The sequence below is a fragment of the Pseudomonas sp. SWRI81 genome, from assembly GCF_014268545.1.
Lineage (GTDB): Bacteria > Pseudomonadota > Gammaproteobacteria > Pseudomonadales > Pseudomonadaceae > Aquipseudomonas > Aquipseudomonas hamedanensis.
The window spans coordinates 114,969-129,010 of sequence record NZ_JABWQS010000010.1 but is presented as its reverse complement, the minus strand read 5'-3'; the positions used below and the strand labels follow the sequence as shown (position 1 = coordinate 129,010).

Here is a 14,042-nt window from a genome sequence, read left to right as displayed (position 1 = left end):
GTGCAATCAGGGCAGCACTGGGTTAATCGTCGAGGCGCTCTTCTAGCTGGCGCACTTCGTAGGTGAGCTTGTCGAGGAACTGCATGCGCCGCATCAGGCGTTCGGCCTGCTCGCGTTGTGCCGCATCATCCCAACAGGCTGCGAAGCTTTCGTTGAGTTGTTCCTGAGCGGCCTTGAGGCGACGCTTGAAAACCGCGACACCTTCGAGGTCGGCACTGTCCTGCAGATCTTCGAGTTCTTCGCGCCATTGCATCTGCTGCAAAAGAAACTCGGGATCGTGGACCGTGACTTCCATCGGCACTTCATGGCCGCTGATTTTCAGCAGATAGCGTGCACGCTGGGCCGGGCTCTTGAGCGTCTGATAGGCGTCGTTGAGCCGCGCCGATTGCTCGAGCGCCGAGCGCTGCTCACGCTCGGAAGCGTCGGCAAAGCGGTCAGGATGAACGCCGCGCGCCAACTCACGATAGCGCGTGGCCAACTGCTCGAGATCCAGGCGGAAGCTCGGTTGCAGCTCGAATAAAGCGAAATGACAAGGAATACCCACGACCAGCCTCAGATGTTGAAGCTTTCGCCGCAGCCACATTCACCGCGCACGTTGGGGTTGTTGAACTTGAAGCCTTCGTTCAACCCTTCCTTGACGAAATCGAGCTCGGTGCCGTCCAGGTAGGCCAGGCTTTTCGGGTCGATGATCACTTTCTGACCATGACTTTCAAAAACCTGATCCTCCTCACCCACTTCGTCGACGAATTCCAGTACATAGGCGAGACCGGAACAGCCCGTGGTGCGAACACCCAGGCGGATACCCTCGCCCTTACCGCGCCCTGCTAAAGAGCGCTGAATATGCTGAGCAGCCGCTTCTGTCATCTGGATAGCCATGGAAACTCCTTACCTAACGCGGATCAGATCAAGCCTTTCTTCTGCTTGTAATCGCGAACAGCCGCCTTGATAGCGTCTTCAGCGAGCACCGAGCAGTGGATTTTCACTGGCGGCAGGGCCAGTTCTTCGGCCAGCTGAGTGTTCTTGATGGTTTCGGCTTCGTCCAGGGTCTTGCCCTTCATCCACTCGGTAGCGAGGGAGCTGGAGGCGATTGCCGAACCGCAACCGTAGGTCTTGAACTTGGCGTCTTCGATAACGCCCTGATCGTTGACCTTGATCTGCAGACGCATCACGTCGCCGCACGCCGGCGCGCCGACCATGCCGGTGCCGACATCAGGATCTTCCGCGTTCATCTTGCCGACGTTGCGCGGGTTTTCGTAGTGGTCGATGACCTTTTCGCTGTAAGCCATGATTCTCAATCCTCACTCATCAGGGCCGCTCTTGAGGCCCTGCAACTGCGCTGCGTAAATCGCCGCGTCGCTACAGGGTCTGTATCCGGCGGCTTCTATAGTTAGTGTGCCGCCCACTCGATCTTCGAGATATCGACGCCGTCTTTGTACATGTCCCACAGCGGCGACAAAGCGCGCAGCTTGGTAACGGCCTCGCAGACTTTCTGCGCGGCGTAGTCGATTTCTTCTTCGGTGGTGAAACGGCCGAAGGTAAAGCGGATCGAGCTGTGTGCCAGTTCGTCGTTGCGGCCCAGGGCGCGCAGTACGTACGAAGGCTCCAGCGACGCCGAGGTGCAGGCCGAACCGGACGATACCGCCAGATCCTTGAGCGCCATGATCAGCGACTCGCCTTCAACGTAGTTGAAGCTCAGGTTCAGGTTGTGCGGAACGCGGGCGGTCAGGCTGCCGTTGACGTACAGCTCTTCCAGGTGCTCGACCTGCTTGTAGAAGCGGTCGCTCAAGGCTTTGATGCGCACGTTCTCGGCGGCCATGTCTTCTTTGGCCACGCGGAACGCTTCGCCCATGCCGACAATCTGGTGGGTCGCCAGGGTACCGGAACGCATGCCGCGCTCGTGACCGCCGCCGTGCATGGTCGCTTCGATGCGCACACGCGGTTTACGGCTGACGTACAGCGCGCCGATGCCTTTAGGGCCATAAGTCTTGTGGGCGGAAAACGACATCATGTCGACTTTCAGTTTCTGCAGATCGATCTCGACCTTGCCAGTGGACTGAGCGGCGTCTACGTGGAACAGCACGCCTTTGGCGCGCAGCATCTCGCCGATGGCGGCGATGTCGTTGACGGTGCCGATTTCGTTGTTGACGTGCATCACCGACACCAGAATGGTGTCTTCGCGCAGTGCCGCGTCGATCATTGCAGGGGTGATCAGGCCGTCTTCGGTAGGCTCGAGGTAGGTCACTTCGAAACCTTCACGCTCCAGCTGGCGCATGGTGTCGAGGACAGCCTTGTGCTCAATCTTGCTGGTGATCAGGTGCTTGCCCTTGGAGGCATAGAAATGTGCCGCGCCCTTGATAGCCAGGTTGTCGGACTCGGTCGCACCGGAGGTCCAGACGATTTCGCGCGGGTCGGCATTGACCAGATCGGCCACCTGACGGCGAGCGTTTTCGACGGACTCTTCAGCCTTCCAGCCGAACACGTGGGAACGGGACGCCGGGTTACCGAAGTTTCCGTCGACCAGCAGGCATTCACTCATTTTCTGCGCAACACGCGGATCAACCGGGGTGGTTGCAGAGTAATCAAGGTAAATCGGCAATTTCATGGACTATCTCCTAAATCAGGGCTGGCGTGCCGCGGGTAGCTCTTCGGCTGTCATTCGACGGCGGACGCTTCAATCTTGTCCAGGCGTGGCGCCTTGCTGCTGCAACGGCGCTGGTCCTGACGCTGGGCCACTTCTTGTACCTCACGGCGAGTCACAAGGTCGGCCAAGCTGATACCGCTCAGAAATTCGTGAATCTGCAGGCTCAAGTCGCACCACAGATGATGGGTCAGGCAGGTGTCGCCGGAATGGCAATCGCCCTGGCCCTGGCACTTGGTCGCATCGACCGATTCGTTCACCGCATCGATCACCTGGGCGACCTGAATGCCCTGCATGTCGCGGGACAATTGGTAGCCACCACCCGGACCGCGAACGCTGGAAACCAGGTTGCTGCGGCGCAGCTTGGCGAACAGCTGTTCGAGGTAGGACAGGGAGATGCCTTGGCGCTCGGAGATATCGGCCAGAGACACCGGCCCGTGCTGCGCGTGCAACGCCAGGTCAAGCATGGCGGTCACGGCGTATCGGCCTTTTGTAGTCAGTCGCATGGACAGTTACCACGGAGTTCGGAATGGGCGGGAGTATGCAATTCCCGAGCATTTAAGTCAACTATAAGACCTAGTGCTTTAGTCGGGTTTACCCGCAAAAGAGCGCGCGCACTATAGCAAAGACGGGTTGTGGACAGCCAGTGATACCGAGCCATCGTTCATCGCGAGCAGGCTCACTCCTACATTTGAAATACGCTCCCCTGTAGGAGTGAGCCTGCTCGCGATAGCAACGGCTCGGTTTAACTGGCCTGACTCTGATCCTTGCCCTTCACACTGGCGAAGTCTTCTTCGCGCAGCTCAGGCAGATCTTTCGCACAGTAATTGCTGCCCAGATCTTTCAGCGCGCCGCACATCCCTTCCAACCGACCGTCCACCGCTTGCAGGTGATCGAGCAACTGGCCGATGGCGCGGGCCACCGGATCGGGCATGTCTTCACTGACACCGTAGGCATCGAAACCGATCTTCTCCGCCATGGCCTTGCGCTTGGCGTCCTGCTCTTCATCGGTCTTGACGATGATCCGCCCCGGAATCCCCACTACGGTGGCACCCGGCGGCACTTCTTTGGTCACCACGGCGTTGGAGCCGACCTTGGCGCCGGCACCCACAGTGAATGGCCCCAACACCTTGGCACCAGCACCGACTACCACGCCATCACCCAGCGTCGGATGGCGCTTGCCTTTGTTCCAACTGGTGCCACCCAGGGTCACGCCTTGATAGATAGTCACGTCGTCGCCGATTTCGGCGGTCTCGCCAATCACGATGCCCATGCCGTGGTCGATGAAGAAACGCCGCCCGACTTTCGCACCAGGATGGATCTCGATCCCGGTCAGCCAGCGACCGAAGTTCGACACCAGTCGCGCCAGCCATTTCAGCTCGTTGCGCCAGAGCATGCCGGCCAGACGATGAATCCAGATCGCATGCATGCCGGGGTAGCAGGTCAGGACTTCAAAAGCGTTACGCGCCGCCGGGTCTCGATGGAATACGCTCTGGATATCTTCACGCAAACGCTCAAACATCATTTAGTCCTTCCGCTTCAGAAGCTCGCCACGGGCCGCTTTTTGGGTTTCCGTGAGGATGCCACGCAAAATATTCATTTCCGCCCGGCTGACCGAGCTGCGTCCGTACAACCGGCGCAGGCGCGCCATCAAATGCCGCGGCTTCTCCGGATCGAGGAATTCGATGGCGACCAGCGTCTGCTCCAGATGCTCATAGAATCGCTCCAGCTCATCCATGGTTGCCAGCTCGGCACTTTTCACCGAGGCCACTTCTTCTTTCTCGATCTTGCTCGGCTGACCCTGTGCCGCCAGCCAGGCCATGCGCACTTCATAACTCAACACCTGCACCGCCGCCCCAAGGTTCAGCGAACTGAACGTCGGGTCAGATGGGATGTGTACGTGAAAGTGACATCGCTGCAGCTCTTCGTTGGTCAGGCCGGAGTCTTCACGGCCGAACACCAGGGCAATTTCTGCGCCCTGCCCGGCTTCCTCGACCACTTTGCTGCCGCATTCGCGCGGATCGAGCAGCGGCCAGGGGATACGCCGGTCACGGGCGCTAGTACCAAGCACCAGATTGCAGCCGACCAGCGCATCTTCCAAGGTGGCGACGACTTGCGCATTTTCAAGGATATCCCCGGCACCGGAGGCGCGGGCATCGGCCTCGTGATGCGGGAAGAGCCGCGGTTCGACCAGCACCAGTCGCGACAGACCCATGTTTTTCATGGCGCGCGCGGCCCCGCCGATGTTGCCGGGGTGGCTGGTATTGACCAGGACGACACGAATGTTCTGCAGCAAGGGAGGCGCTCTCGGACACAGGAAAGGGGGGCAAATCTTACAGAACAGCCTACCGTTAAGCTATGAAAGCGAACAGCGTCCTTCACCTGAAGAAAAGTTCTGATAGAATGCGCGGCTTTCTTTAACAACCTTAGGTGACACATCCATGCAGCCCATGCTGAATATCGCGCTGCGCGCCGCCCGCAGCGCCAGTGAACTGATCTTCCGCTCCATCGAGCGCCTGGATACCATCAAGGTCGACGAAAAAGACGCCAAGGATTATGTATCCGAGGTCGATCGCGCCGCTGAACAGAAAATCATCGATGCCCTGCGCAAGGCTTACCCGAATCACTCGATCCAGGGTGAAGAGACCGGCCTGCACGCCGGCACCGGCATCGAAGGCGAAGAGTACCTGTGGATCATCGATCCACTGGACGGCACCACCAACTTCCTCCGTGGCATTCCTCACTTCGCCGTCAGCATCGCCTGCAAATACCGTGGTCGCCTGGAACACGCTGTGGTTCTGGATCCGGTTCGCCAGGAAGAATTCACCGCCAGCCGTGGTCGCGGCGCTCAACTGAACGGCCGTCGCCTGCGCGTCAGCGGTCGCACCAGCCTCGACGGCGCCCTGCTCGGCACTGGCTTCCCGTTCCGTGACGATCAGATGGACAACCTCGACAACTACCTGGGCATGTTCCGCGCCCTGGTTGGCCAGACTGCCGGCATCCGCCGCGCCGGTTCGGCGAGCCTGGACCTGGCTTATGTAGCTGCCGGTCGTTTCGATGCGTTCTGGGAATCGGGCCTGTCCGAGTGGGACATGGCTGCAGGCGCCCTGTTGATTCAAGAAGCCGGCGGCCTGGTGAGCGACTTCACCGGCGGTCACGACTTCCTGGAAAAAGGTCACATCGTTGCCGGCAACACCAAATGCTTCAAGGCAGTCCTGACGGCGATTCAGCCGCACCTGCCGGCTTCGCTGAAGCGTTAAGCTTTTTGCGGAACCACAAAAGCACCTTTCGGGGTGCTTTTTTTATGCCTGCAATTTGCCTGACACACCACAAACCCAATGTAGGAGTGAGCCTGCTCGCGATAGCGGTGTTTCAGCCACCACTTGTTTTGAATGATAAATAGCTATCGCGAGCAGGCTCACTCCTACAAGGGGATTGCGGTGTTGCTTGAATCGCAGGCACAAAAAAAGCACCCCGCAGGGTGCTTCTTGTAAACCAGTCGGTCGTTACTGACCCGGCTCATTCTGCGACAGGATCAGCTTGCCTTCCTTGTCGACCGGAATCTGGTTGCCCGGATCGCGATCCATCCGCACTTTGCCTTCCTTGCCATCGAGCGAATAGCGCACGTCGTAACCGACCACCTTGTCGCTGATGTCATTGACCGTATTGCAGCGGGTTTGCGTGGTGGTGTAGGTGTCACGCTCCTGCATGCCCTCCTGCACCTTGTTACCGGCGTAACCGCCACCGACCGCACCGGCTACCGTGGCAATTTTCTTGCCGGTGCCGCCGCCGATCTGATTGCCCAGCAGACCGCCTGCCAGTGCACCGACCACCGTACCGGCGATCTGGTGCTGATCCTTCACAGGCGCCTGACGAGTGACCGTCACGTCCTTGCACACTTCACGTGGAGTCTTGATCTGTGTCTTGACCGGTTCCACGGCCAGTACCTGCGCATACTCAGGGCCGCTTTTAACCAGGCTGTAGGTGGCAACAGCACCCCCGGCAGTCACACCGACAGCACCCAATACCGCACCAACCAGCATCGACTTGTTCACATGAACCTCCTGACCATCACATACGGGACAAGCCCGCGCTTCTCCCAGCCTTGGAGCATAAAAAAAGGCGCGAGTTCAACTCGCGCCTTTCTTGGGCTGACAGCCGGAAAAACGATCGCCGTTATGGACGGTCATCGACTTCCTTTTCGGTGTTGGCCGGAGGAATCAGATCCTCGGTGGTCAGGTTCAACCAGATCAGCACCACGTTGGCGATGTAGATCGACGAGTAGGTACCCGCCAGTACACCGATGAACAGCGCGATGGAGAAGCCGAACAGGTTGTCACCGCCGAAGAACAGCAGCGCCGCGATCGCCAGCAATGTGGAGATCGATGTCGCCATGGTGCGCAGCAGGGTCTGGGTGGTCGAGATGTTGATGTTCTCGATCAGCGTCGCCTTGCGCAGCACGCGGAAGTTCTCACGTACGCGGTCGAACACGACGATGGTGTCGTTCAGCGAGTAACCGATGATCGCCAGGACTGCCGCCAGCACTGTCAGGTCGAAGGTGATCTGGAAGAACGACAGAATACCGATGGTCACGATCACGTCGTGAATCAGCGAAACAATGGCGCCGACCGCAAATTTCCACTGAAAGCGGAAGGCCAGGTAGATCAGGATGCCGCCGAGCGCCAGCAGCATGCCGAGGCCGCCCTGGTCGCGCAGTTCTTCACCGACCTGCGGGCCGACGAACTCGACGCGCTTGACGGTCGCCGGGTTGTCACCGCCGACCTTCTGCAGCGCTTCAGCGACCTGATGACCCAGTTGCGGATCTTCACCCGGCATACGCACCAGCAGATCGGTGGTCGCACCGAAGTTCTGCACGACGGCGTCGTGGTAGCCGGAAGTCGCCAGTTGCTCGCGCACCTTGGTGACATCCGCCGGACGCTCGTAGGTCAGCTCGATGAGCGTACCGCCGGTGAAGTCCAGACCCCAGTTCATGCCCTTGGTGGCGACGCTGAACAAGGCCAGCAATGTCAGAAAAACCGTGACGCCGAACGCGAAGTTGCGAACGCCCATGAAGTTGATTGTACGTAACATGGCAGCCCCTTAAATCCACAACTTCTTGAAGTCACGTCCGCCAAAGATCAGGTTGACCATTGCGCGGGTCACCATGATGGCCGTGAACATCGAGGTAAAGATCCCGAGGGACATGGTCACTGCAAAGCCCTTCACCGGGCCGGTGCCCATGGCGAAGAGAATGCCGCCGACCAACAGTGTGGTCAGGTTGGCGTCGAGAATCGCAGTGAATGCCCGGCCGAAGCCTTCGTTGATTGCCCGCTGCACAGTCATGCCAGCGGCGATCTCTTCACGAATCCGCGAGAAGATCAGTACGTTGGCGTCGACCGCCATACCCATGGTCAACACGATACCGGCGATACCCGGCAGGGTCAGCGTGGCGCCGAGCAGCGACATCAAAGCCAGCAGCAGCACCATGTTCACCGCCAGCGCGACGGTAGCGATGACGCCGAAGAAGCGGTAGATGGCGATGATGAACAGCGACACGAACAGCATGCCCCACAGCGACGCATCGATACCTTTGGTGATGTTGTCAGCACCCAGGCTCGGGCCGATGGTGCGCTCTTCAGCGAAGTACATCGGTGCGGCCAGACCACCGGCACGCAGCAGCAGCGCCAGTTCAGACGACTCGCCCTGGCCGTTCAGGCCGGTGATGCGGAATTGCGCACCCAGCGGCGACTGAATGGTCGCCAGGCTGATGATTTTCTTCTCTTCCTTGAACGTCTGCACCGCGACGTCTTTCTCGACGCCGTTGACCATTTGTTTGGTGTAAGTGGTGACCGGACGCTGCTCGATGAAAATCACCGCCATGCTGCGACCGACGTTGGAACGGGTCGCACGGCTCATCAACTCGCCGCCGTGGCCATCCAGACGGATGTTCACTTCAGGCGTGCCGTGCTCGCCGAAACCGGCCTTGGCGTCAGTGACCTGGTCACCGGTGATGATCAGACCACGTTCGATCTGCGCCGGAGGACGGTTGCCTTCACGGAATTCGAACGATTCGGAAGTGGCTTTCGAAGCGCCCGGCTCTGCAGCCAGTCGGAACTCGAGGTTGGCCGTCTTGCCGAGGATACGCTTGGCTTCGGCCGTGTCCTGCACGCCCGGCAGCTCAACCACAATGCGGTTGGCGCCCTGACGCTGAACGATCGGTTCGGCAACACCCAGCTCGTTGACGCGGTTACGTACCGTGGTCAGGTTCTGCTTGATGGAGTATTCACGGATTTCCGCCAGCTTGGCCGGGGTCATCGCCAGACGCAGCACCGGTTGACCGTTGAGGTCGGCCGGAACAATGTCGAAATCGTTGAAGTTCTTGCGGATCAGCGCACGGGCCTGTTCGCGGGAATCTTCATCGCTGAAGCCCAACTGAATGGCGCCGCCCAGTTGCGGCAGGCTGCGATAGCGCAGCTTCTCTTTGCGCAGCAGACTCTTGACGTCGCCTTCGTAGACTTTCAGGCGAGCATCGAGGGCTTTGTCCATGTCCACTTCGAGCAGGAAGTGCACACCACCGGACAAGTCCAGACCCAGCTTCATCGGGTGCGCGCCCAGGTTGCGCAGCCATTGCGGAGTGGTCTGTGCCAGGTTCAGCGCGACGACGTAGTCATCACCCAACGCCTTGCGCACAACATCCTTGGCCGGCAACTGGTCTTCAGCCTTGCTCAGACGGATCAGCCCGCCCTTGCCGTTGGCCGCCAGCGTCGCAGCCTTGACGTTGATGCCGGATTCCTTGAGCGCCGTGCTCACACGATCCAGATCAGCCTGATTGACTTGCAGCGCAGTGCTTGCACCGCTGACCTGGATGGCCGGGTCATCAGGATAAAGATTGGGAGCGGAATAAATCAGACCGACCGCCAGCACCGCCAGGATCAGAATGTATTTCCACAGAGGGTATTTGTTCAGCATCACGCCGCCCGTTATGAACGCGGGGCGCCTTGCGCGCCCCGTCGATTGAGTAGAAGTTGTTGCTCTTAGATCGCTTTCAGCGTGCCTTTTGGCAGCGTGGCGGCGATGGCGCCTTTCTGGAACTTCATTTCAACGGTGTCGGACACTTCCAGCACCACGAAGTCATCGGCAACTTTGGTGATCTTGCCGGCGATGCCGCCAGTGGTCACAACTTCGTCACCCTTTTGCAGGCTGCTCAGCAGGTTCTTCTGCTCTTTGGCGCGCTTGGCCTGTGGACGCCAGATCATCAGGTAGAAAATGACCAGGAAGCCGACCAGGAAAATCCACTCGAAGCCGCCGCCCATTGGGCCTGCAGCAGCCGGTGCAGCTGCGTCAGCCATGGCGTTAGAGATAAAAAAGCTCATTTAGCACTCCAGTTGCAAATGTTGAATCTTGGGGTCAGAAAACTCAGTCCAAAGGCGGGACGGGAAGTCCGCGTTTGGCGTAAAAGGCATCGACAAAGGCGGCCAATGTACCCTGTTGAATAGCCTCGCGCAAACCAGCCATCAGCACCTGATAATGGCGCAAGTTATGGATGGTATTGAGCATGCTGCCGAGCATTTCGCCGCACTTGTCCAGGTGATGCAGATAAGCACGCGAGAAGTTCTGGCAGGTATAGCAATCGCAGGTCGGATCCAGCGGCGATTCATCATGGCGATGGAACGCGTTACGGATCTTCAGCACACCGGTATCGATGAACAGATGCCCATTGCGGGCATTACGGGTTGGCATCACGCAATCGAACATGTCCACCCCGCGGCGCACACCCTCAACCAGATCTTCCGGTTTGCCAACGCCCATAAGGTAACGAGGTTTGTCAGCCGGCATCTGGCCCGGCAGATAATCCAGCACCTTGATCATTTCGTGCTTCGGTTCGCCCACCGACAGACCGCCGATGGCCAAGCCGTCGAAGCCGATCTTGTCGAGGCCTTCGAGCGAGCGCATGCGCAGATTTTCATGCATGCCGCCCTGAACGATGCCGAACAGCGCCGCGGTGTTATCGCCATGGGCATTCTTCGAACGCTGGGCCCAGCGCAACGACAGCTCCATCGACACGCGCGCGACGTCTTCGTCAGCCGGGTACGGCGTGCACTCGTCGAAGATCATCACAATGTCGGAGCCTAAATCGCGCTGCACCTGCATCGACTCTTCCGGGCCCATGAACACTTTGGCGCCATCGACCGGAGAAGCGAAGGTCACGCCCTCCTCCTTGATCTTGCGCATCGCGCCGAGGCTGAACACCTGGAAGCCGCCGGAGTCGGTAAGAATCGGGCCTTTCCACTGCATGAAATCGTGCAGGTCGCCGTGCTCTTTGATCACCTGAGTGCCAGGACGCAGCCACAGGTGGAAGGTGTTGCCCAGAATGATCTCCGCGCCAGTGGCGACGATGTCACGCGGCAACATGCCCTTGACCGTGCCGTAGGTGCCGACCGGCATGAACGCCGGGGTCTCGACGGTGCCACGGGGGAACGTCAGGCGACCACGGCGGGCCTTGCCATCGGTGGCCAGGAGCTCAAAGGACATTCGACATTCGCGACTCATTGTGTTTCCTCTGGGCCTGATTGTTCAGGGGCAGTTGGAGCGGGATTGCGGGTGATGAACATCGCATCACCGTAGCTGAAAAAGCGGTAACCGTTATCGACGGCGGCCTTGTAGGCGGCCATGGTTTCGGGATAACCGGCAAACGCGGAAACCAGCATCAACAGCGTGGATTCCGGCAAATGGAAATTGGTCACCAGCGCATCGACCACATGAAACGGCCGGCCTGGGTAGATAAAGATGTCGGTGTCGCCACTGAACGGCTTGAGCACACCATCGCGCGCCGCACTCTCCAGCGAACGCACACTGGTCGTGCCCACAGCAATCACCCGACCGCCGCGCGCACGGCACGCCGCCACGGCATCGACCACGTCCTGGCCGACTTCCAGCCACTCGCTGTGCATGTGGTGATCTTCGATCTGCTCGACGCGCACCGGCTGGAACGTCCCCGCGCCCACGTGCAACGTCACGAACGCAGTCTCGACGCCCTTGGCGGCAATCGCCTGCATCAACGGCTCATCAAAATGCAGCCCCGCCGTCGGCGCCGCGACTGCGCCCAGACGCTGGGCGTACACGGTCTGATAACGCTCGCGATCCGAGCCTTCATCCGGGCGGTCTATATAAGGAGGCAACGGCATGTGCCCGACGCGGTCGAGCAGCGGCAACACTTCCTCGGCAAAACCCAGCTCGAACAACGCATCGTGACGCGCGAGCATCTCGGCTTCGCCACCGCCGTCGATAAGGATCTTCGAACCCGGCTTCGGCGACTTGCTGGAACGCACATGGGCCAGCACGCGATGCGCATCAAGCACGCGTTCGACGAGAATTTCCAGCTTGCCGCCGGACGCTTTCTGCCCGAACAGCCGCGCCGGAATCACCCGGGTATTGTTGAACACCATCAAATCGCCCGGGCGCAAATGCTCAAGCAAATCAGTGAATTGACGGTGTGCCAGGGCGCCGCTCGGCCCATCGAGGGTCAGCAGGCGACTACCGCGACGCTCGGCCAACGGGTGGCGGGCGATCAGCGAATCAGGAAGCTCGAAAGTAAAGTCAGCAACGCGCATGATGGGGTTCGTCTAGCAGGGCCGGAAAGTCTAGCGGAAATATCGAAAATTGACCATGAAACGTGATTGACCAACGGTAATCACCTCTCTATACTTCGCCGCCATTGAGCCCTGATGGCGGAATTGGTAGACGCGGCGGATTCAAAATCCGTTTTCGAAAGGAGTGGGAGTTCGAGTCTCCCTCGGGGCACCACATAGCAGTATCTGAGAGTCTCTACCAGTCTCTCAGACCCAAAGAAACCGGCCACTTGGCCGGTTTTTTTGTGTCTGTCTGTCTACCCCTGTCCATCCTTATCCGTTGTATCCCTGTATCCCTGCTTGTATCCTGAGAAAAATACCGAACTTTGGGATACAAGGATGAAGCGCGCAGACATCAAGCGTCGGCCTCTGGCAGATACCACACTCGCGGGGCTGGAGCCGGAATCAAAGGAATACCGGGAGCTGGATGGAAATGGCCTCTACTTCAGGGTCAAACCTGATGGGGGCAAATCTTGGCAGCTCCGCTATAAACGCCCGGCGGGTAATTGGGCGTGGATGGGGCTGGGGGGTTACCCAGAGGTAAGCGGCGCGCTAGCCAGAGACAAAGCTGCCGAGCTACGCAAAGTAGTAAGCAGTGGCGCTGACCCCCTCGAGCAAAAGCGATCAGCAAAAGCGGCAATAGATGCAGCTAAAACGCGAACTTTCCGAGCTGCTGCTGATGCTTGGTTAAAGGCGAAAGAAGAAAAGGGTCTAGCTCCGTCCACCCTCAATAAGATTCGTACATACCTCGACAAGGACATTCTCCCAGCGCTCGGGGACAAACCTCTCGACGAAATCACTCGGACAGATTGCGCAGATCTGCAAGCATCCATAGAAGCGAGAGACGCTCATAACGTTGCGGAAAAGTGTCGCACCTGGATCAATCAAATCTTTGGTCGAGCCATCGGATTAGGCCTGACCGAGAACGACCCGGGAAGCCGACTTCGCGATATCGCCGCTCAAGCACCGAAAACGCAACAGCATCCTCATTTGCTGGAACCTGAACTTGGCGACTTTCTGATCGCGCTAAAACACACACCCAGCAGACTAACGGCCCGAACCGCAGCATGGCTCTGCATATGGACGGCATCGAGACCGGGAATGGTCCGCTTGGCCGAATGGAAAGAGTTCGACCTTGATAAAGCCATCTGGACGACACCGGCCGCCAAAATGAAGATGCGCAGGGATTTCGTGTGCCCACTTCCCAAGCAGGCGTTATCCGCTCTTAAAGAACTCCAATGTCTAACAGGCCGCAGTCGGTGGTTGTTTCCGGGCGTCGGAGCCAAGAACCCGACAATCAGTGAGAACACCATCAACAAAGTCTTCGCAACGGTTGGTTATAAAGGTCGTTTGGTCGGTCATGGAACTCGCCACACCGCTAGTACCTTGCTCAGAGAACACGGTTGGCCAAAAGAACACGTAGAAGCGCAGCTAGCTCACAAAGAAGAGGGAATCTCTGGGATCTACAACAAGGCTCAATATCTCGATCACAGAGTGAAAATGATGCAGTGGTACGCGGATTACCTAGATCAGTTGGCTGCTGGTAATCTCACTCACGCACCTCTTGATGAGGTGGTATGAGCACGTACATCCGTACTTCCTCCAAAAGCGGTGTTACAGGTGTTACTCGCGTAACGACCTATGCGAAACGACCGAATTCATTGGCTTTCGAGTCCGTTACACGAATGCGCGGCGCTCCCTACTCCCGGTGTAACTCGGCACAAATGTGTAACGCCAAAACGAGCCCTTTCCCCACTGCGGGCCGCTGCTCACCG

The 14,042-nt window shown here is 58.8% G+C and carries 15 protein-coding genes and 1 tRNA gene; 3 read left to right on the top strand and 13 right to left on the bottom strand.

Annotated features, from left to right (window positions below):
• Window positions 1–22: 22 nt before the first annotated feature.
• The 7 genes from hscB to trmJ all read right to left on the bottom strand — a co-directional run bounded on the left by hscB (window position 23) and on the right by trmJ (window position 4,934).
• Complete coding sequence (gene hscB / locus HU765_RS09370; RefSeq protein ID WP_186619860.1) at window positions 23–544, bottom strand: co-chaperone HscB; 522 nt, start codon at window positions 542–544, stop codon at window positions 23–25.
• Window positions 545–552: 8 nt separating this feature from the next.
• The gene (gene iscA / locus HU765_RS09365) at window positions 553–876 is read right to left on the bottom strand and encodes an iron-sulfur cluster assembly protein IscA (RefSeq protein ID WP_186549099.1); all 324 of its coding nucleotides are present in this window, start codon (window positions 874–876) and stop codon (window positions 553–555) included.
• 23 nt (window positions 877–899) lie between these two features.
• Window positions 900–1,286 carry a Fe-S cluster assembly scaffold IscU gene (iscU, locus tag HU765_RS09360; protein ID WP_003227907.1) on the bottom strand — a complete coding sequence of 129 codons (387 nt, stop codon included), beginning with the start codon at window positions 1,284–1,286 and terminating at the stop codon, window positions 900–902.
• 101 nt (window positions 1,287–1,387) lie between these two features.
• Entirely contained in the window at window positions 1,388–2,602 is a 1,215-nt protein-coding gene (locus HU765_RS09355; RefSeq protein WP_186549097.1) for an IscS subfamily cysteine desulfurase, read from the bottom strand.
• 50 nt (window positions 2,603–2,652) lie between these two features.
• The gene (gene iscR, locus HU765_RS09350) at window positions 2,653–3,144 is read right to left on the bottom strand and encodes a Fe-S cluster assembly transcriptional regulator IscR (protein ID WP_016773323.1); all 492 of its coding nucleotides are present in this window, start codon (window positions 3,142–3,144) and stop codon (window positions 2,653–2,655) included.
• Window positions 3,145–3,383: 239 nt separating this feature from the next.
• The gene (gene cysE, locus HU765_RS09345; RefSeq protein ID WP_186549095.1) at window positions 3,384–4,160 is read right to left on the bottom strand and encodes a serine O-acetyltransferase; all 777 of its coding nucleotides are present in this window, start codon (window positions 4,158–4,160) and stop codon (window positions 3,384–3,386) included.
• Window positions 4,161–4,163: 3 nt separating this feature from the next.
• Window positions 4,164–4,934, bottom strand: coding sequence for a tRNA (cytosine(32)/uridine(32)-2'-O)-methyltransferase TrmJ (gene trmJ, locus HU765_RS09340; RefSeq protein WP_126366138.1), 771 nt, complete (start codon window positions 4,932–4,934; stop codon window positions 4,164–4,166).
• 145 nt (window positions 4,935–5,079) lie between these two features.
• Here trmJ and suhB point away from each other — a divergent pair, with 145 nt between their 5' ends.
• Complete coding sequence (suhB, locus tag HU765_RS09335; protein WP_016773320.1) at window positions 5,080–5,898, top strand: inositol-phosphate phosphatase; 819 nt, start codon at window positions 5,080–5,082, stop codon at window positions 5,896–5,898.
• A gap of 246 nt (window positions 5,899–6,144) precedes the next feature.
• Here suhB and HU765_RS09330 read toward each other — a convergent pair whose 3' ends face one another.
• From HU765_RS09330 to queA, 6 genes are all read right to left on the bottom strand, one after another.
• A complete protein-coding gene (locus HU765_RS09330; RefSeq protein ID WP_039765699.1) occupies window positions 6,145–6,693 on the bottom strand; it encodes a glycine zipper 2TM domain-containing protein in 549 nt (182 codons plus the stop codon).
• Between the two features lie 121 nt (window positions 6,694–6,814).
• The gene (secF, locus tag HU765_RS09325; RefSeq protein WP_186619859.1) at window positions 6,815–7,729 is read right to left on the bottom strand and encodes a protein translocase subunit SecF; all 915 of its coding nucleotides are present in this window, start codon (window positions 7,727–7,729) and stop codon (window positions 6,815–6,817) included.
• 9 nt (window positions 7,730–7,738) lie between these two features.
• The gene (secD, locus tag HU765_RS09320) at window positions 7,739–9,607 is read right to left on the bottom strand and encodes a protein translocase subunit SecD (protein ID WP_186619857.1); all 1,869 of its coding nucleotides are present in this window, start codon (window positions 9,605–9,607) and stop codon (window positions 7,739–7,741) included.
• Between the two features lie 65 nt (window positions 9,608–9,672).
• Window positions 9,673–10,011: a preprotein translocase subunit YajC gene (gene yajC, locus HU765_RS09315; protein WP_007916913.1), complete on the bottom strand. Its 339-nt coding sequence runs from the start codon at window positions 10,009–10,011 to the stop codon at window positions 9,673–9,675.
• Window positions 10,012–10,054: 43 nt separating this feature from the next.
• A complete protein-coding gene (gene tgt / locus HU765_RS09310) occupies window positions 10,055–11,170 on the bottom strand; it encodes a tRNA guanosine(34) transglycosylase Tgt (RefSeq protein ID WP_160768392.1) in 1,116 nt (371 codons plus the stop codon).
• 14 nt (window positions 11,171–11,184) lie between these two features.
• Window positions 11,185–12,249, bottom strand: coding sequence for a tRNA preQ1(34) S-adenosylmethionine ribosyltransferase-isomerase QueA (gene queA, locus HU765_RS09305; protein WP_186619852.1), 1,065 nt, complete (start codon window positions 12,247–12,249; stop codon window positions 11,185–11,187).
• A 108-nt stretch (window positions 12,250–12,357) separates the two neighbouring features.
• Here queA and HU765_RS09300 point away from each other — a divergent pair.
• Window positions 12,358–12,442: transfer RNA gene (locus HU765_RS09300), tRNA-Leu, on the top strand.
• Between the two features lie 164 nt (window positions 12,443–12,606).
• Window positions 12,607–13,848 (top strand): integrase arm-type DNA-binding domain-containing protein, encoded by a 1,242-nt coding sequence (locus HU765_RS09295; protein ID WP_186619849.1) that lies wholly within the window; start codon window positions 12,607–12,609, stop codon window positions 13,846–13,848.
• Window positions 13,849–14,042 lie beyond the last annotated feature (194 nt).